The sequence below is a fragment of the Virgibacillus sp. MSJ-26 genome (assembly GCF_018918075.1).
Taxonomy (GTDB): Bacteria; Bacillota; Bacilli; order Bacillales; family Amphibacillaceae; genus MSJ-26.
In genome coordinates this window covers 66463-87611 of the sequence record NZ_JAHLPW010000002.1, presented here as the reverse complement: position 1 = coordinate 87611, position 21149 = coordinate 66463, and the positions used below count along the sequence as shown (strand labels likewise).

The window sequence follows — 21149 nt, the reverse complement described above, 5'->3', positions numbered from 1 at the left end:
ATGAAAGCGAGCCTTCACCGATATTTCACTATAAATTATAGTATAGTACAAAACGCTTTTACCAGCCTAGCTTTTAATCTAAAAGCCATTAAAATAATTTATAATTTCATTTATCAAAGTTACTTCATAAATATGCCCTTCTAAAATAATAAAACCTCCCTATGTTTAATATTACCATAGGGAGGTTTTAATTGATTATGCAGAAGACTTATTTTTCTTCCCACTTCTCTATTAAAGAATCTGCTTTCTTGTCCAGAGTTTTAAACGTCTTTTCTGAAATTAATTGATGATCCCTTTGATGATTTAATAATTGTTTAAACCCATTCATATGCTTAATAACTTTCTCAGCTTCATCTTTTGATTCATAATGGCTAACAGCTGTTAAATGGATGGTTAGTGAATGAGCTACGCCACTATCGACTTCGCCTGCTTCCTCTAGTTCCTCTACAATCGACTTAATTTGTGATGCATTAATTTCTTCAGGTTCTAACACATCTCCAATCTCATCAATCGTATCAAAAGATGTATTTAAAAGCAGTGATCTCGTAATGTCCCCATCAAACTCAGCATCTTCTCTAGCCTCTAAAGTAACTGTAGCTACTGTTTGATCACCTTCAAGTGTTGATTGTGACCCTTTATTAGAAAACGCCGCCATAATTCTTTGTCCATTACGTTTAGAATAATTTAACATATGCTCACTAGCATCAGTTGCACTTATTCCGTCATCTACTAATTTAAATTTGCTTGTATCCAAGGTTAGCTCTAAACCAAATGCATTAATATCCTGTAGGTCATTTCCAATAATATCTACAGTGAACTGTTCACCTTTCTCAAGTTGTTGCTTACTAGGTTTGATATCCAAAGACCCATCTATGGACTCTCCGGTCTCCTCAAGAGGTTCATCCCCCAAGTGACTAGCCACGTACATTAAGTCATAGGCATCAATGACCCCATTATAATTAATATCACCTTTTTCCACTTGATTCCAAGCACTATCTGTTTCATCAACACCCATGTAACTTGCGAAGAAATTCAAATCATCTTCTCCTATTTCTCCTTCAGCTCCATCGGATATGTTTTTACCTACAACCCATCCTTCTGTCTTATCTTTTTTATAAGGACGGAACTCCCTTGCAGAACCAAAGTCACCTACACTATCTGTAATCGTTACTTTGATATATCTTGCATAGACTGTATCATCGAAATCTATCGTTTTAAGTTCATCGTTTCTATCAAATGTACCATCCTTCACAACATTTTTATATGTTTTGCCATCTAAACTAACATCTAAGTCATATTGTAGGATTGTACCATTTCCAGCATCATGCCTAGGTAGATATTCAAACTTATCTAAATCATAAGCAAGCTGCATATCAATTTCAAATGTGATTGGTAGATTTGGGTCATTCCAATTAGAATGCCATTGTGTATTAACGTCTCCGTCTATAGCCTTCTCAGGTTCTTCACCTGGTTGATGGCTACTAGCTGTTGCTGTCATATTTTTTGGTACATTTCTGTAAGGATCAAGATCTGTCCTAACTGTTAGTTCCTCACTCCAATCTGAAGCTCCTTTAGTATTCACCGCTCTTACTTTGTAGCTATAATCTGTATCGAATTTTAAATCAGAGTGAATATAGTAAGGGTCTTCATCTTTTTTAGTGAACACGTTACTGTGGATGACGCCATCAATCATTAATTCATACTGTACGTTCTCACCTTCCACTTGATCCCATTCTACCTTGATTTCATCAGCTGTGATTTCTTTCTCATCAGCTTGTAGGTTGGCAGGTGTTTCAGGCACTTCATCATCGATAACATCATCTATTGGTGTGTTGGTAAAACCATCTACAGTTAAAGTAACCTTATTATTTGTTATATCCGTTTTTTCTACTTTCACAAATAGTTTTGGTGTTGTAATAATCTCTGTATCTTCAAACTCAGAACCTTCAGTAGAATATTTATTCAAGTTAGGTTCTTCATTATAGAAGAATACATTATCAGATGCTTCATATTCTTCTTCTGTTGTGACTTCGCTCAACTCAACTTCTTCATTACCTATTGTAACAGTTAAGTTTTCCGGTTCTTGAAGTGTATTGACGATAAACTCTGTACCTCTGTCTTTAACCATGCCATCATATCCGTTTCCTTCTGCCTTATCAACGGTAATAATAGCTGTATTTTCCTCTTCAACTGAAGAAACCTTCGTTCTCATATTCTTATCATCTTTATAATCTAAAGTCTCACCATCATCTTCATACATTGTAAACTCTGATTCCCCTGAAGGATATACATCAAATATTCTATTTTCCGAACCATCTAACTCATCAGGCGAATTGTTTTCCGGTGCCATTGGAATAATTGCACCAGCTTTTACAAATACGGGAGTCTTCCATAGAGGCGCTTCAAAATTATGGACGACGGAGCCGCCTTTATACTGTTCACCTGTAAAATAGTCTATCCAGACTTGTTCTTCATCTGGAAGATATATTTCATTTCGTACCCCAGCTTCATGGTCGCTTTCCTTGTAAACAGGTGCAACTAAAAGATTAGGTCCCCACATATACTGATACTGTGTTTCTGTACCATAAGTATATGGATCCTCTGGATATTCAAGCATCATACCTCTTACCATTGGCATGGAATCTGTTGTTGATTCTTCAGCAATTGTGTAATTGTACGGTAACATTTCCGACTTTAACTTCAAATACATTCGATTGATGGATGCATATGGTTCACCATAGTTCCAAGGGTTTTTCTCATGTGTATAATCATCACCACTTGAAGCCCAACCATCCATATCTAGTTGTAGAGGAGTGAATGTTTTCCACTGGAAATCCCTCGTTTGAATGACTTCATCTCCACCAAATATTCCATCCATATCTGATCCAATATTTGGATTACCTGATAAACCCGCACCGATATAAGTGGGAATATGCATTCTAATATATTCCCAGTTACCTCCATATTGGTCACCTGACCAAAGACCTGCATATCTCTGAGAGCCTGCCCAACCATTCAATGAAACAACGAAAGGACGGTCTCCTCCAGAGTTTTCTACTTTTTCAATACCTTCTGCGGCTAGACGCTGGGCATCTAAAGCCATGGAATAGCCCGGTCCAACCCAAGCGACATCCGTCTTAATTCCTCTAACACCCGCTTTGACCTCTCCATCAAGGTCTCTACGTAATGGATCATCTTCTGGTAAACTCGGATCTGGTTCAAGTGTACTCTCTGTCCAGAGAGCTGTTTTAACATTTTCCTCTTTTGCAGCATCAGCAAATTCCTCTAAGTTATCTAACCCACCATATCCACAACTATAACCGTCATTTGGTGCAAACCATCCTAAAGGCATATCATTATCAACATAACGATTTAAGTAATTCATAGCATCATCCATGAGAGTTCTAATATCTCCATGTCCGTTATGCTTGCCATTAAAACAATCTAAATGTCCCAAGTAAAAAGCATATTCTGGCAACATAGCTGGTTTTCCTGTTAACTCTGTATATTCATTAATGATGTCAGGTATAGAATCTTCTACAAAATAATAGGCATCAAAGCGTTCTTCATAATGCTCAAATTTTGCAGTTTCAGAAAAATCATAAAATCCAGGTTGGAAAGTATTACGCATCACACCATATCCATCTGTACTTAAATAAAATGGCACTGGACTTGATGCAGCCCCTGCATCCCAGCCCCCACCGACTGAAATATTTATGGATTCATTTTTATGTGAATAATAACCATTTTGTTGTCCACCACCATAAAAATGTTCATCTTGGTTTGTGGATAGTGTTTGTACTGCTTTATTCTTGTCATATTTAAGAGGAAGAGCCTCTTCCCAAAGAACCTTGGATTGATTTTTATCATATAAACTCATTTTTGAAGTTGTTTTGTCAATCCTTAGTTCCACGGCATCAGTGGATATTTTATGAGATTCATCATCCTCTTCAATAGTTACATCGATTAATCCATATTCCTCTTTGTATTCGCTTTCATTTTTATCAATTATTGTAGTTGTATGGTCCGAATCATTCGGTTCAGGAGTTGCTGGGAACTCTTTCTCTGGATCTAAATGAAATCGAAAAAGATTATCCTTTAAAAAAGTTAACTTTATTCCTTCTCCTGTAGATAAATCGACATACACATCGCTACCATCTTGAGTGATATCTTCTACTGTACCAATGACTCCTTCTTCTTCAGCTGCATCTGCACTGTCCCCACTCAGGATTACCATGGGGATCATCATTAATAAAAAAACAAAAGCAACAATCATTACTAAATTTTTTAGAGAATTAACTTTACTCATCCCATTTAGTAGCATATAAACCTCCATATGAATTTTGTTATTAAGTTTTGCTTAGTTCAAGGCTGGCCAGTAAGATTTTTTTAATTTATTCGTCTCATGCTGATGTTCCTTCACTTCCTTCCTTTATTACCTTCAAAGATAAATAATAGAACTTCCTTGTCACCGTATTAAAACTGTTTTTAATCTCTTGAAGTAAATATAACTACAATATTCAATAATGCATGACAAGTATCATTGAAAGTAACCTATATTTCAAATTTTCAGTTCCTTCACTTCCAGTTTATATTTATAGGGTTGATGGGTCAACCCTACCAATTGCTTATTTATAACACAATAAAGAACATACTTTTGAATATAATGAACTGCTCCATATGAACTATCGCCGTGACAGATTATTATAAACAGAAATCCCCCCTCAAATTTGAGGGGGGATTTCTTTAAATTTCCAACCACTTATAACCCATTGGCTCAAGGGTTACCTTCATTTCTGTGCCATCATCTTTGTAAACGGTTGTTTCTTGTTTTTCATAAGAATTATTAATAACAACAAACTTGCTCGCTTCTGGATACGCAGCACATTCAGTTTGAATATTCGTTGTATACCATGTCTTGATATCCGCTTCTCGTGACGCTGCCCAGTAAATGGCTCGAAGTAATAATCTCGTATTTTCAGGGCTGTATGGTAGACCAGCTACATAAACCGAGCGTCCACGACCGAATTCATGAGCTGAAAGAGTGACATCGCCTTCTTCCATCGCTAGAACGGTCGTATTTCGATCAGCTTGGTAGACGTATTTCATGCTTTCTCCAAAATCAATCGATCCGTCCTGATCTTCCGTAATAAAATGGGCATCTTCATGAAGCTTATTGTATTTATCAAGGCTTAGACTAAAGCCGATTTCTTTTTGAACACCTAAGATATCCGCCAACTGGAAAAATTCACCTTGATGTTCTATAGCCGTTGGTTCACCTACACCAATAAAGCCACCGCCAGCATCAACCCATTCACGAATTGTACTGACAACCTTGTCGTCTAGCCACGCTTCACCACCGCTCCAGGACGTGCCTGCATCCCCTGCATTAATAATAACTCCAATATCATCGGAAATACCATTTTCTTTAATATCGTCAAAACTAATGAAGTCAACTTCTAATGGCATACCGCTTAAGCTCTCTAAAATACCATAATATGAATACACTTGCTTATACCAAATCGCATGATGAACATGATGGCTCATCCACTTTCTACTTCCGCCCCAGCTATTTAAAATAGCTACTTTGAATGGTGCTTTATAAGAAGCCGTTTCTTTAGATTGATTATGAATCTCTCTAAATTCATTCGTTATTTCCTCAACACGCTTGACAAAGTCTGGAAAGTCTAAAGCTAAACTTAGATAACCGCCATATCCCATGCGCTGAATCGGACTTCTCAAAATAGCACGACGCGCCTGCATCCAGTTTTGATTTGCTTCTCCGACCGGATCCCCTTCTTCATTAAATGTATCAGGGAAGAAGTATGGTAAAAAGCGGCCTTCCGTATATTTTACATGAGGCACATCCGAGATCATTCTTAGTGTTGTTCCGTCACCAACTGATCCAACAACGGCGTCTAATCCAATGTTTTCAAAATACTTCCCGTAAGGTTCGGTTCCGGCCCAATGATCACCTAGGAACATCATGGCTTCCTTACCATAACTATGGACGATATCAACACATTCTTTTGCAAGTTCACTCACAAATTTCTGTTGGAAATCAATCCAATCTAAGAACTCTTTACTTGGTGTTCTAAATGGGGAATTATAATAACCTTGATCAACTAAATCTTCTGGACGGAGCTTATAGCCTTTTTCCTTTTCAAATTCCTGTAAGGCAAGTGGACTGACGGTTGCGCTATAGCCAAACCAATCAACATATCTTTCCTCGGCTAAATCATTAAATACTAAGGTGAAATTATAGAAAAAAGTTGTAATCCTAACAACATCTGTATCTGGATGCTCATCAAGCCATGTTCTCAACTTATCTAAAATATATTTTCGTGTTTTAGGATATCTTGGATCATATGGCATTTGATGTTCTGTATCCCAATTATTTGTAATATGATTATACATATGAACCGGATCCCAGATTTGATAAGCAAGAAAATTCACCGTATAACGATGCCACTTCTCTGCATGAGTCAAAATAACTTCTTGAGTCGCCTCGTTATATGTCCATTCCTCAGGAGCAACAACCTGGCCACTCGTTCGATTAATAACTTCCCACCACTGTTTTGGATCATGATCGGTATCAGGCTTAAATTGTTGATCGAAATAGCCTTTCATAACAGGAATGGAGATTTCTTCTGACTTTGCCGTCACGGGCTCCGACATCAAATAAATATGTTGCAACTCATCAAGGTTTGCTTTTGCCCACTCTTGGTCGCCACGCGTGAAAAAGTACTTTGAATATACTTTATCAGCTAACGATTTCACTTCTTCTGGGATTTTTGTACCGTCCGAATCGCGAACCGCGTCTGCTCCCCATTTATCCACGATTTGTGTTATTTCATTCTCCAACCCTTCCTCTGCCGGAAGTGTCACACGTCCTTTTTTGCTCATGTCTTTTTCCTCCTGTAAACAACACTAAATTTGTCATTAGTTTAAGTACATTTTTTATCGTTTATTTTTCCTAAAATGTATCAAGAACACTCAAGCCCGCACCAATCATTCCCTGACCATTACCTAACTGGCTAATCGACATATTGTCTAAAATATGTCTTTGCTCATCGATTAAATAGTTATCAAGCTTTTCTTTAATGAGGTCTAGTAATAGAGGATTATGCGTAATAACACTCCCACCAAACACAATTTTGTGAGGGTCAAGTAAACTATTAATCATATAAACTCCCTGTACGAGCGATGATGTCAAATCATCTACCAACTCTTTTGCTAGAGGTTCCTTATTATAGAATGCTTGAAATAAATCTTTAGCTGTCATGGCATCAGAGTTCATCCGATTTTTAGCATGTTTTTCTAAAGCCGGACCTGAAGCTGTCTTTTCAAGCCGCTCTCTATTTTCTTTTTCATAAGGTGCATAAACCGGAATGAGCCCGAGCTCCCCAGCAAAGCCAGCGCCACGAACAAATTGACCTGCATTAATAATCGCCGATGAAATACCCGTACTAATCGTCATATATACAAATAATTCATTAGTTAAACTTGCTGCCTTCCATTCCGCATAGGTCGCCATATACACATCGTTATCAATCGTCACTTTATTTATTTTAAAGTGATCACGTATCCGCTCAGAAAATGGAAAATTACTCCAAGGTAGATTATTTTGGAAGATCGCTATTCCATTTTCCCGATTAATTTTACCCGGTACACCCGCGCCAATTCCGTCAATGTCACTAAGTGGAATACTAGAATGGTTCATAAGTTTTTCCACACAAAGCACAACTTTTTCAAACATTTTTTCACGATCGGAAGGGTCACTTTTGACAATTTCCTGTTGAATTAAATCTCCTTGCTGATTGACAATGCCACTTGCAATTTTTGTCCCACCAATATCAATTCCAATGGCATATTTCATTTGAATTCCCCCTCTAGCAGTCATTTTTCCGAAAACTCGAATTTAGTCCTATCCGCTTACCACCTTCTGTACTACACAAATTTCCGGTTATAATTCCAAAGTAAAAAGAGAAGACCGGCAAGGCCGACTAACTGCATTAATAAATAAAGCTTACCGACTGTTCGTTGTCCATAAATTATTAAAAACATGCAAAAAGCAAAGAAGACAACTTTTAAAACACTCAATATTTTATCATTCATTATAATCTTCCTTTCATACAATGATTCAGAGCCCAGTAACGCTAAGAACTAAAACAACGAACGATTAATTAACCCTTCACACCACCAACGGTCATACCTTGGGTTAAGCGTTTTTGGACGATCATATATAAAATAAGGGTCGGTAACATAACAATAACCATCCCAGCATACATAGGGCCATAGTTGACTGCCGCACGTTCAGCTGCGAGCAAATTCAACAATCCAACTGGTAATGTTTTATTGTCACCTGGCATCAGTGTTAAAGCTAGAATATACTCATTCCAGAATAATAAGAAGTTAAATAAGATGACGATGATAATACTTGGTGCCGCCATTGGCAACATAACTGAAAACATCGTCCTAAAATGTCCTGCCCCATCGATACTTGCAGCCTCTTCAAAGTCAGACGGCAATGTTTCAAAATAACTTGATAAAAGAAATATAGTAAACGGCAAAGCTGTTGAAGCGTAAATGAGTGCCAAAATGACTCGATTATTTAAAAAGAAGCCATCACCGATAAGTTCTTTTAACCCTGAATCCCAACCGAGCAACATTAAGAAAATCGGTACTGCAATATAACTGACATTAATAAACAAACCTGCTTTTACAAATGAATTTAAAAAACGACTTCCCATAAATTTAAATCGAGATAAAACATAAGCTGCCGGTAGAGCCACAATTAATAAGAAAAATAACGAAAGTGCTGTGACCATCACTGAGTTTAATAAATAATCACCCATATGGGCATCGCGGAAAGCTTCAATAAAGTTTTGGAAGTAAAAACCTTCAGGAAAAGCCCATGGATTACTATAAAACTCTTTATTTTCTTTTATCGATGCTAAGAAAACCCATGCAACTGGAATTAAAATTGATATGGCAAGGGCAGCCAAGGTGACATATATAAATATTTTAAACAGGGTCTCTGTGCGAATTCCTTTTGATTTATTCATGAATATTAAACCTCCTTAGTACTCCAATACGTCACGTTTTGTAATTCGACTTACAATCCCAGCAAGTGCAAATGAGAACGTAAAGACGATCACACCGATTGCCATTCCATAACCATATGTCGAGTTACCATAAGCTTGAGAGTACATATATGAAAGGAACACTTCAGTCGATCCATCCGGTCCCCCACCTGTCATCGCTTTTACAAGCAAGAAACTAAGATTAATAGTACTAATAATATAGAAAGTTAACGTCGTCCGGATATTGTTCCAAATTAAAGGAAGCGTAATACTCGTAAACTGTTTAAACTTCCCAGCTCCCTCTAGCTCGGCTGCTTCATAATAGCTCTCAGGTATACTGGCCATACTCGACATATACATAACCATATAATAACCGACAGCCTGCCAAACAAGCGCACCTGCAACACTATAAATAACAATATCCTGATTACCTAACCACATCTGCTTAAAGCTATCTAAACTAATCACACCAAATATGCTATTCAACAAACCACTAGACGGATCGTATACAGCAGAGAAAATACCTGCGATAACAACGATTGATAAAATATTCGGGATGTAGAATACAACCCTAAAAAAGTTGTTCCCTTTAACATTTTCTTTTGTTAACACTGCCGCAAAGAAAATAGCAAACACAAGTGTAATAATGGCTACTAAGACAATAAGAACGATTGAATTTTGAAAAGCTTGGATAAAGTTCATATCATTCCATAACACCTTAAAATTGTCTAAGCCAACAAATTCTTTTGTATTTGAAAACCCTCCCCAGCTATAAAGTGACATTCTGAAAACCTCAATTGTTGGCACAACCATGAATAAGGTAAACAAAATAATCGCTGGCAAAATACAGATTGTGATAAATATATTTTTCGATGTCTTACTGCTCACTTTTATTCACCTCTCTCTAATAAAAAAAGCAATTTAATTTTTTTATAACATTCTAGGAACAAAAGCTGAAGCGCCGGTTAGCCTCAGGCACAGCTTAAGCAAGAAACCGCAGTGGCGATCTTTGCCGCGTAGGATTATTGCTTAAGACCTCAGGCGGGCTGGGTGCTGAAGCTGAACGTGGTCAAACTCAGTATAAAGTTATCCTCAGAAGTTTTAATACTATAGTTTCCTAAGCTATGAAAAACGAAGCGGCGAAACTTATGATTGCTCGCCGCTTCAATATTTTATTAATCAGTTCACTTCATGGCTGGTCTTAATTTGTCACTAACTTCTTCAACAGATTTCTGCCAATCTTCAACCGATGTCTTACCACTCATGACACTATCAATCTTTTCATAAAGCTCTTCGCTAATATTCGCTCCTGGTACTGGATCAGTTGAGGCAAAAGTACCCATTGCAGGAAGAACATCTCCTTCTTCATAAATACCATAGTAAATTTCTTTTTCTTCATCTAATTTTTCCACGATACCATCAATTGGTTGAACAGCTCCAGCGTCTAAGAATGTATCTGCTGCCTCGTCAGAGTACATATAAGCGATAAAGTTCTTTGCTGCGTCAATATTTTCTGCTTCTTTTGGAATCCAAATTTGTTCAAAGAAAGTGAATGCATAGCGATCTCCACCATCTTCATATGCTGGGATAGGCATCATTCCCCATTTAAAATCATCTGCACGCGGTGCTTCCGACATTTCGTCAATAACCCATGAACCGTTTGGCATGAATAATGCTTCATTATCTAAAATAAGTTGTTGGTTTTTAGTGAAGTCATTCGGATTAGCGTTTGCAACAGTATTCGGGTGCAAGTAATCGGATAACTTCTCAACTGTTTCAAATACCCTTGTAGCATCTTCAGACTCCCAAATATCTTCTTCATATGTCATCGCTGAATTAAAGAAATCTGGTCCACCAGAAGCATACAACATAGAGCCTACTAATGTATCAAAATAGCCTGCAATTGGATAAGTGAATAATGAAATCCCTTCTTCTTCTGCCTTATCACCTAATTCGAACATTTCTTCCCAAGTTTCCGGTATATCCCAACCATGTTCCTCTAATAATGTTTCATTATAGAAAAGGCCTGTTGGGCTATAAAACATTGGCGCTAAATACATTTCATCATCACCATAAGGATTTGTCGCTAATGTATCTGTGAATCCATCAAGTAACTTATCTTCAACTTTAACGTCTTCACCTGGTACTTCCATTGTTAACACATCGGTAATATCTTCAACACCGTTTTCCTTAATCATTGTTTCTGTCAAAGCTTCTTCTCTATCTGTAGCTAGCAAAAACACATCAGGATAGTCGCCTGCCTGCATTTCTGGACGAATCACTTCTTCTAAATTTTTTGCAATCGTTAAATCGATTGTTACATTGTCGTTTAACGCTTCATATTCTTCAGCAACATTTTCCCAAACTTCTTTACCATATGCTGATTCAAGTGCTGCAACATGAAGTGTTACTTCTTCCCCATCACTGCCAGAACCGTCATCATTTGACCCTGAGTCGGCATTATCATCTTCATTCCCGCCGCAAGCTGCTAAACCAAATGCTACGAGGAGTAAAGATAAAGCTAATAAAAAGTTTTTTAACTTCATTAGGATTGCCCCCTATTTTTTTCAAATTTTGCTACAACTATATCTTATCCTTCATGAAGCGCTTTCACAATAAACATATTGTTACTTTTTTTATGTTTCTTGCTTTTTAAATATAATACCTATAAAATTAAAGTAGAAAGTGATAATGGAGGGATACGAATGTCTCATGAAGTATATACGATGCATGACTTTAATAAAATCCAATCACCGTTCAAACTACTTTATGTCACGCATTCTGAATATGATAAAGGCTGGCATAGTACATCGCATACACATCATTTCACCGAGCTTTTTTATATTGTAAGCGGAAAAGGTGCTTTTGTTTTACCCGATCAAGAAATCCCGGTAAAAGAAAACGACCTCGTTATCATTAATCCTCATGTAGAGCATACCGAGAAGTCCAATAAACAAGATTCACTAGAATATATCGCGCTTGGTCTTGAGGGGATTTCTTTTTCTCTGCCAGACGAAGAGTCACCGATTGGATTATTTACTTACCAAGGTGATCGCGAAGACATTCTCTTTTTTCTTAAAAAGTTACTGCATGAAGTTAAAAACAATGAAAATAATTTTGAAATCGTTTGCCAGAACATCATAGAAATTCTTATCATCAAATTACGCCGCAAAAAAAATATAAAGGTGACAAAAGAAACCTCCCAACGACGGATTAATCAATCTGTTGCCCTAGTTAAGCACTACATCAACCATAACTACTCAGATCCAATCACCCTAGATACACTAGCTAAAATAGGTAATATTAATAAATACTATTTATCCCACACATTTAAGGAAGACATTGGTATATCACCAATTGAATATTTAAATCAAGTCCGTATAAAAGAGGCAAAAACATTACTAGAAACCACTGACTTTACCATTGCAGAAATTGCGCGTTTTAATGGATTTTCCTCCCAATCGTTTTTTACGCAAGTGTTTAAGCGAGAGGTTGATCAGACGCCGACTGAGTATAGGAAGATGGCTTATCAAGAAAGTAAAGAAGCGATTAATGTGTGAATCTAAACTAAAAATAAAAAACCGAACAAACTCGAATGCGGAGCATTCGAAGTATTGTTCGGTTTTACATGACCATGCTCTTCTATGAGTATCTACAGGTTCTTAATTTATCACTCGCATTTTCATTAAAAGTGAGTTTTATCTAGAGATATATTTTAATTAGTGATTTAAAATAACTTACACACTTTATTTAACAAACGCAATCAAGAGGGTACACATGCTCATAATATTCTTTTTCTTCTCGCATAACAAAATATAACTGTACCATTTATGATTAATAGAAGTCCTACAAACAGTGATACATACATGCTTGTTGCTGTTTTAGGTAAGATTTCTCCTTCCTTGTTTTGTTTGTTGGTTTCTTTCTTTCCTCCTTCTATTGGTTGTTTATCTGTATCACTTTCGTGCTCATTTATAAAATTATCCTCGTCATGATTTTTTTTAGATTCAATCTGACCATTATGTTCTTTTTCAGAGCCTCCTACATCATCTTCCTCTGACTCTTCATATTCACGAACCTTATATAAATAAAAATCGTCTAAGCTTCCCCATGCGTCTGAATCGGCCTTAATTGATGCACCGATTGTAAGAGAACCGTCAGTAACTAAAATTTCATTTATTTCAGGATTATTCCAGTTTGCCCAACCATCGACAGAAGTAAATTCTTTATAGGAAGTTTCAGGTGTACCCGCATAAATATACATATCTGAATCATCAGCATCCCCACCTTGTAAAAACATGTTGAATGAATAATACCCGGACTCTAACCCAGTTATCGTTTGTTCAACCTTGAAATTAATACCATCTGATGAATGAAAGTGTAAAGAATAGTTACCCGTTTTTGCATCAGATGGGTTATTTTGGAAGTCTGCATGAGGTCTTACACCTTCTGGATATATAATATTCCACATACTTAAATCGCTATCTTCAAAACTATGGTTTTTAACATAATTTTTTGGTTCAATTTCAATTGTTGCAATGACAGTATCACCTGATTCTAGGGTACCATGAACTTTATAAGTACCGACTTCGCCTTTTTTCGCCTTTTCAAGTTGTTCTTGACTCCATGTAACTGTAATTGTATCTTCACTTCTATCATTGTAAGTGACTTGAACTGTCTTTGGTAATTCAATTTCTTCACCTATCGATACAGTCAAAAAGACATCATTAATTTCGTCAACCTGAAGTGGAGCTACTGCACCTGTATCTACATAATTAAAAACACTCAATGATGATAGTGGGTGTCCATTAAAATCAAATAACGCCTGATTATCTACAGCGCTCCCACCATACCATTTACCAGCATCATCTGGATCATACTCTTTTGCAAAACTTGAAGCCCATCCAGACCCATGCTGCTCCCAAAGGTCCTTATTTTGTTTCAACTCAGCAGGTGGCCCCACAGGAATCCATGCAGGTTCCCAATAAAATACACCAATCCCCGCATCTCCAACATCAACAATTGCTTGAACTACATCACGAATAGCAGTGGCTTGTCCCTGTACGGAAATGGGATAATGAAAATCTTGTCCTGTAGATTTTGGTGCTGTGTTTTCATGTCCGTCTCCATCCTGATTTGTGTATGTATAAGAAGTTTCAGCGACCATTACCTCTTTTCCATGTTTATCTGCTACGTGCTTTAAAACAGATGTTAAATTATCTAAGGTTCCATGCCAAAAGGGATAATATGAACTAGCAAACACATCATAATCAACCTGATTTTCCTCCAAGGTTTCAGCAATCGTTTGATATCTTTCAGAAGCTTCAGGATTGGTAAAGTGCAGTGCTACTTGTATCGTAGAGTCTACTTCCCGAATTGCTCTACTACCCTCGTTAAATAATTCACTAATTTCCCCCCATTCTGATTCGCCAATAAAAGAACTATTGGTTTCATTTCCAACCTGAACCATTCCAACATCGACACCTTCGTCGATCATTTTTTCTAAACTCCCTTTTGTATATGTATATACACTACTTTTTTTATCTTCAAAATTATGGTCAGTCCATGCCTTTGGTACTTGTTGTTTATCTGGGTCAGCCCAGAAGTCAGAGTAATGAAAATCAACAAACACCTTCATTCCATGGTTAGTTGCTCGTTTCCCAATCTCAATTGCCTTTGCTAAATCATTATTTCCACCACCATAACCGTTTCCATCTTTATCATAAGGATCATTCCAAACCCGAACCCTAACATAATTAATTCCATTTTCTTTGAGTGTTTGAAAAATATCTTGTTGTTTACCTATTTCATTATAAAAATTGACATCACTAGCTTCTAAAGAAAGAATACTAGATATATCAACACCTTTAATAAAACTCTCACTGATTCCGTTGACTTTTTCCACAAAAATATCAGCTTCCACTGGTTCAGAAGTTTTATTAGGACTTGTATCCTCAGAATCCTCTGCATATGTATTTAAATCAAAAAAACTAAAAACTAGCATAAGAATTATGAATATAGAAAAAGTTTTTTTAAACACTTTATAATTCTCCTTTTATGGATATTTGTAGAGTTTGTTTAACCTAAAACAATAATAAAAACCACGGATTGGTAAGCGTTTTCCAGTCAACCTATAAGAAAACATCCATTCCATAAAATTATCAATTTCATAGAACGGATGCTCATAAACTAAGACAAATCTATTCGAACTAATCCCTTTTCAAAAGATAATTCATCATTTGGTCGATTGACGAGGGCTAATCCCAATCTTAACTCCATATTTTTCTAATTGCATTTCACCTTTTAATTGTTCCCCCGTAATCATATCTTTTACTTTTTTTTCAAAGTTCACCGTTTGTGGTTTTTCCGTAAAGTTCATAATAAATATATAATCATTTTTATTATCGCGTCTAACTTGTACCGAGACGGATTTTCCAGATTTAACAGGTAAATCTTCCTCTAGGTCCAACTCTTCAATGAGTGTACTATAGAATGATTCATGAAATGCTTTGTCTAAACGGGCACCAATATAATAAGCTTTTCCATTTTTATAAGAATGGCTCGTTACAGCTGATGTATTTGCATAAAAATCTTCTAGATACATTCCTTCTGTCTTTGCACCTTTCATATCTAGAATCGTTGCATAATCTTTTAGTTCATATGATTCATTTTGATAGGAGACATGGTTTTTATCCTTTGGATATAACGTGTCAGTCTCTATTGGATTAATACCAAATACCTCCTGTAAATCAGAATGCCAACCACCCAAGTAAGTTAAATCATTCTCATTCACAATTCCACTAATATACGTCATAATCAATGTTCCACCATTAGCAACAAAAGTTTTCAAACGAGCAATCGTTTCTTCACTGACTAAATAAAGCATAGGAACAATGAGTAATTTGTAATTCATAAAGTCATTTTCCTTTGTGATAACGTCAACAGGAATATTCTTTTCCCAAAATGTACGATAATGCTGCTGCAATGTTTGTGGATAATGTTTCGTTTCCATTCCAAAACCTTGGGCATCGTTTAACGCCCAGTTGCTATCCCAATCATATAAAATAGCAACATCAGCGGGACGATTTGTACCAACAACTGAATTTAATTTTTCTAATGTTTCTCCAACTTTAGCCACTTCTTGAAACACACGATTTCCCGTGCTGTTATCGTGATCTACAACTGCGCCATGAAACTTTTCAGAAGAACCACGTGATTTCCTCCATTGAAAATACATAATACTATCCGATCCATGGGCGACCATTTGCATAGCTGAAAGTAAATGCATCCCTGGTCTTTTCGCCTTATTGACTTTATGCCAATTTACTTGGCTTGGCGTTGACTCCAGTAGTAAAAATGGTTGTTGTTTTAAACTTCTATATAAATCATCGATAAAACCAACCTTCATAGCCAAATCTGCTGTTGTTTCCCAATCATTATGCCATGCAGGGTAAGCATCCCATGTAACTACATCAACATATTTGGCAAACTTACTATAATCAAGTCCTTGAAACGGAATTAAGTCATCTGTATCAGCCATAAAGTTAGTTGTAACAGGTACATCTGGTGTTACTTCTCTAAGAGGGGCAATTTCATCTTTATAAAAAGAGATTGTTTGATCCGTAACAAAACGTCGCCAATCTAAATTCAAACCATGTACTTCTTTTTCACCAATTTGAGACGGAGATTCTATTTGCGACCAATCTGAATAGGTATGACTCCAAAAGGGTGTCCACCAAGCATTATTTAAAGATTGAAGGTCATTATTATATTTTTCTTTCAACCAGTTTCTAAAAGCAGATTGACATTGATCACAGTGGCATTCTCCCCCATACTCATTGGAAACATGCCACATCAATAGTGCAGGATGTTTTCCATATCTTTCAGCCAACATTCGATTAATCTGCTGTGTTTTTTCCCTATAAACCTTTGATGTAAAACAATGATTGTGCCTACCACCGTGCAACTGTTTTTGACGTTCTGCGTTCACCCTTAAAACTTCAGGATACTCTTGCGATAACCACGCTGGTCTAGCCCCACTTGGTGTCGCTAATAGTATTTTACCTCCAATTTGATGTATGTTCTCAAAAATATCATCAAGCCATTCAAAGTGATATACCCCTTCTTCAGATTCTAATGAACTCCATGAAAACATACCTATCGAAAAAGCATTAGTATGAGCTAATTGCATATATTTTACATCATCTGCTAAAACATCCGGACGATCTAACCATTGATCGGGGTTGTAGTCCCCACCATGAAGCATGGATTTTGAACCTGATACATATTTCTTATCATAATTTCGCATGTAATTCTCCTTTAAAATTATTTTCTATAAGTATTTCATTAACCTTTAATTCCACCTGCTGTTAATCCTGATACAAAGTTCTTTTGTAAGAGAACAAATACTACTGCAATTGGAATACTAATTAAAATAGCTCCAGCAGCAAACGTCGTATAGCTAGCCCCCATTACGTCATTCACTAAATTGTATAACCCTATTGGTAAAGTATAAGATTCAGGTGTTCTTAATATCGTGGATGCTAGTACAAAATCAGCAAGAGGAATAATAAATCCATTCATTGCAACAACGGCAATCATTGGTCTTGATAAAGGCATAATAATTTTCATAAAAATCTTTGTATTACTTGCCCCATCAATACGTGCACCCTCGTCTAACTCCATAGGAATAGAATCAATATATCCTTTCATCAAATAAGTATTCATTGGGATTTGACCTCCAATGTAAAGGAAAGTCAATAACCAGTGACTATTCATTAGACCTAGAAGTTGTGCAAAAACAAATAGTGCAATCAAAGCTGAAAATTGTGGAATCATCTGTAATAGTAAAAATAAAACTAAAGCGTTTTTCCTTCCTGCAAAACGAAATCGAGAAAAGGCATAAGCTGTGAACGAAACACATATTACTGTTCCAATCATGGTGAATACACTGATTTTTATAGAATTAATATACCATTGACCATATTGCAAACTTTCTTTACCTGCAAACAACTCTTTATAATGATCTAAGGTTGGATTCTCAGGAATAAGAGACGTACTAATCAAACTATTACCTGGATTAAAGCTTGCCCCGATAGTCCAAAGTAAGGGGTAAGCAATAATTACCACCGCAAAAATTAATATCATATAAGAGGTAAAGAGTTGAATGAATTTCTTATTTTTAATATTGGTAAACATATCTCTTACTCCTCCTTAAACGAATTGGTCCGTCTAAATTGCCATAATGCGATAGCAATAACAAATACAGATAACAAAATAGTTAAAGCAGCTGCAAGTGAATATTGACTTTCTTCTAGTGTCAATTTATAAATCCAAGATACTAAAATATCTGTACCTCCGGCTGTAGATCCAGGAACAGATGGCCCACCACCGTTAAATAAATAAATTATGTTAAAATTATTAAAATTAAAGGTATATTGGGTAATAATAATGGGTGCTATAGCCAAAAGTATCATCGGCATCGTAATATGTTTAAATTTGGCAAATATCGATGCTCCATCAATTGTCGCAGCTTCATATAAATCATCGGGAATCGACTGCAGAACTCCTGTTGTTACTAGGAATATATAAGGAAATCCTAACCACCCCTGCATAAGAATAAGCGCAATTTTAGACCAAGCTTCATTGGTCATCCACGGTATCGGATCAAGTCCAAAGAATGCTAAAATATCATTATTGATTGCACCAAAACTATCATTAAATAAACCAGCAAAAATTAAAATCGTTACGAACCCTGGGACAGCCCATGGTAAAACAAGAATCGTTCGAAAAAACTTTTTAAAACGCAATCTTGGCTGGTTAACAATGACCGCCATAAGAATACCTATTCCTACTTGTAATGTTGTAGCTACAAGAGTCCACACTACAGTCCATCCTAAAACATCAAAAAAGGTAGACCGCCAAATATCAACCGTGAAAATTTTTGCAAATGTATCAAATCCCACCCAATCTACTAAATTAGCTGGTGGAGAATGATATAAATCGTAATTTGTAAATGCCAATGCAACACTGAATAAAATAGGAAAAATAACCGCAAATACTAAAATAATAAGTGAAGGACCACTGACAACATAAGGATATCCTTGTTCCACTAAATTTCTGTATTGCTCTTTCAACGAACTTAAATTCATTTTTCTATCACGTAATACACCATTGCGATAAGCATCACGAAAGTTAAGAAAGTAAACAAACAATCCTAAACACGTAACTAGAATTGCTATAATTCCTTGTGCTAATAAAAACACTGAATTATCTCGAGGTACTTCTGTACCAAGAGTAAAAATTCCCCAGAACCCCATATTTAGCAAATCATAAAATACAACAAAAAACGAGAGGCCAAACCCAAGAAACACAAGACCTTTTGCCCATTGTCTATTGTAAAACTGTCCTAACCCGGGAATGATGGACAAAACACTTGCAATTGTACGATGTTGCACTTTTTTCACCTCTTTATTAGAATACAATCCATCGAGATTGTATATTGAAATTAAAATGCATGTGCCAAATACCATATAGCATTTGGCACTATTTTTTTAATAAGACTATTTATCGTTGCCGTGGTTGGCTTCAATTTGTCCTTTAATTGTTTCAACCGCTTGTTCTAACGCTTCTTCCGGACTAGACTTTCCTGTTGCAAGAGTTTCAAGTGCAGCATCAGCTGGATCCCATACAGAATTCATTTCGGGGATACCAGGCATTATTTCAGAATACATTGATTGTTCAGCAACTGCTTCAGCAGCTTCATTTTCTGTAATCGCAGGGTCATCTGCTAAAGAAGCTACTGCAGGAACTTCTTTTGTTTTTTCATATCTCACCTTAGAATTCTCTTCATTTGCTAAAAATTCAACAAGCCTTTCAGCAAGTTCCTTATTTTCAGAATATGAACTGACGTTATAACTTTTCACATTATTGAAAGAACTCATATTTTCACCATTTGATAATTCTGGTAGTTTCGTAACACCGTAGTTAATTCCCGCATCACTGAATGGCTCCACATTCCAAGGACCAGAAATAACAGCCGCTGCTTTCCCTTCTGAAAATAAAGAGTCAAGTACTTGGATACCTTGTTCACCTATAATTCCAGATGGGAATAGTTTTTCAGTGTAAAATTCCTGCATCAACTCAGCTCCCTCTATAGCACCAGTATTATTTAAACCGATGTCAGATGGATCATAATCACCGTTTTCATCTTCGCCAAAAATATAACCACCATAGCCACTTAAAACACTGTTCGCATAATAAATTTGGTCAAAAAGAGCTAAAAGTCCAAAATTTTCACCATCTGTTAACTCCTTAGATAAATCATACCAATCATCTAAAGTCTCAGGTAATTCATCTTCCGACACAATATCTTTATTATAAAATAATACTGTTGTTTCGACAGATTTAGGTAAACCATATATTTTCCCTTCTACTATTTGTGAATCCATCGCAACGTCAGTGTATATAGAAGTTATGTCTTCTTCGACGTTTAATTCTTCAATTAAACCTTCTATTACTGCTGTTCCTATCTGATCATTAGGCATCGTGAGAACATCCGGTCCTGTTCCAGCTGGCCCATCAAGCCGTAATTTTTCAATTTGCTGTGCATAAGTTTCTTCTACCACCTTAATTGTTACATCATTCTCCTCTTCAAACTTTTGAATCGCATCCTCTATACCTTCAGACTTCTCAACATCTTCCCAAACAAGCAAATCGTATTCGCTGTTTTTACTTCCCTCTTGTTCTCCACCCGCTTTCTCTCCACTGTCTTCTTGAGGCCCACAAGCAGCTAGTACAAAAAATAACGCTATTATACTGTAAATACCTAACTGTTTTATGTAAACTTTCATATAATCTTCATCCTTTCATTTTTTAAAACGCTTTCACACAAATTCAAAATTAAGTAAAAACTTTAAAACCCAATCAAATAACTAGGAACGCTTTTGTCAAGATTTTTTAGTTTTTACAATGATTAACGTGATAACTATTTTTAACTTTATTTTTTAATTAATTATCACTTCCTTTTCGCAAATGCTACAATCATAATTATTTATAGACCTC

13 protein-coding genes are annotated in these 21149 nt (G+C 36.2%); 1 reads left to right on the top strand and 12 read right to left on the bottom strand.

Going from position 1 to position 21149, the window contains the following annotated elements; translation table 11 throughout:
- Nucleotides 1–208: 208 nt before the first annotated feature.
- The 7 genes from KQI49_RS01055 to KQI49_RS01025 all read right to left on the bottom strand — a co-directional run bounded on the left by KQI49_RS01055 (nucleotide 209) and on the right by KQI49_RS01025 (nucleotide 11632).
- Nucleotides 209–4324 carry a discoidin domain-containing protein gene (locus tag KQI49_RS01055; protein WP_253286598.1) on the bottom strand — a complete coding sequence of 1372 codons (4116 nt, stop codon included), beginning with the start codon at nucleotides 4322–4324 and terminating at the stop codon, nucleotides 209–211.
- A gap of 422 nt (nucleotides 4325–4746) precedes the next feature.
- Nucleotides 4747–6906 (bottom strand): 1,3-beta-galactosyl-N-acetylhexosamine phosphorylase, encoded by a 2160-nt coding sequence (gnpA, locus tag KQI49_RS01050; protein ID WP_216485946.1) that lies wholly within the window; start codon nucleotides 6904–6906, stop codon nucleotides 4747–4749.
- A gap of 70 nt (nucleotides 6907–6976) precedes the next feature.
- A complete protein-coding gene (locus KQI49_RS01045; RefSeq protein WP_216485944.1) occupies nucleotides 6977–7879 on the bottom strand; it encodes an ROK family protein in 903 nt (300 codons plus the stop codon).
- 71 nt (nucleotides 7880–7950) lie between these two features.
- On the bottom strand, nucleotides 7951–8118 hold the full coding sequence (locus KQI49_RS01040; RefSeq protein ID WP_216485942.1) for a DUF6903 family protein: 168 nt from the start codon (nucleotides 8116–8118) through the stop codon (nucleotides 7951–7953).
- A gap of 68 nt (nucleotides 8119–8186) precedes the next feature.
- Complete coding sequence (locus tag KQI49_RS01035) at nucleotides 8187–9068, bottom strand: carbohydrate ABC transporter permease (RefSeq protein WP_216485940.1); 882 nt, start codon at nucleotides 9066–9068, stop codon at nucleotides 8187–8189.
- 15 nt (nucleotides 9069–9083) lie between these two features.
- On the bottom strand, nucleotides 9084–9869 hold the full coding sequence (locus tag KQI49_RS01030) for a carbohydrate ABC transporter permease (RefSeq protein WP_253286610.1): 786 nt from the start codon (nucleotides 9867–9869) through the stop codon (nucleotides 9084–9086).
- Between the two features lie 401 nt (nucleotides 9870–10270).
- Nucleotides 10271–11632: a carbohydrate ABC transporter substrate-binding protein gene (locus KQI49_RS01025; RefSeq protein ID WP_216485936.1), complete on the bottom strand. Its 1362-nt coding sequence runs from the start codon at nucleotides 11630–11632 to the stop codon at nucleotides 10271–10273.
- 159 nt (nucleotides 11633–11791) lie between these two features.
- Between KQI49_RS01025 and KQI49_RS01020 the strand changes: the two genes are divergently transcribed.
- A complete protein-coding gene (locus KQI49_RS01020; RefSeq protein ID WP_216485934.1) occupies nucleotides 11792–12646 on the top strand; it encodes an AraC family transcriptional regulator in 855 nt (284 codons plus the stop codon).
- Nucleotides 12647–12867: 221 nt separating this feature from the next.
- Here KQI49_RS01020 and KQI49_RS01015 read toward each other — a convergent pair whose 3' ends face one another.
- From KQI49_RS01015 to ganS, 5 genes are all read right to left on the bottom strand, one after another.
- Nucleotides 12868–15126, bottom strand: coding sequence for a glycosyl hydrolase 53 family protein (locus KQI49_RS01015; RefSeq protein ID WP_371817491.1), 2259 nt, complete (start codon nucleotides 15124–15126; stop codon nucleotides 12868–12870).
- 195 nt (nucleotides 15127–15321) lie between these two features.
- Complete coding sequence (locus tag KQI49_RS01010) at nucleotides 15322–17394, bottom strand: beta-galactosidase GanA (RefSeq protein ID WP_216485932.1); 2073 nt, start codon at nucleotides 17392–17394, stop codon at nucleotides 15322–15324.
- Between the two features lie 38 nt (nucleotides 17395–17432).
- Nucleotides 17433–18284 (bottom strand): galactooligosaccharide ABC transporter permease GanQ, encoded by an 852-nt coding sequence (gene ganQ, locus KQI49_RS01005; protein ID WP_216485931.1) that lies wholly within the window; start codon nucleotides 18282–18284, stop codon nucleotides 17433–17435.
- Nucleotides 18285–18289: 5 nt separating this feature from the next.
- Entirely contained in the window at nucleotides 18290–19543 is a 1254-nt protein-coding gene (gene ganP, locus KQI49_RS01000; protein WP_216485930.1) for a galactooligosaccharide ABC transporter permease GanP, read from the bottom strand.
- A gap of 105 nt (nucleotides 19544–19648) precedes the next feature.
- A complete protein-coding gene (gene ganS / locus KQI49_RS00995; RefSeq protein WP_216485929.1) occupies nucleotides 19649–20938 on the bottom strand; it encodes a galactooligosaccharide ABC transporter substrate-binding protein GanS in 1290 nt (429 codons plus the stop codon).
- Nucleotides 20939–21149 lie beyond the last annotated feature (211 nt).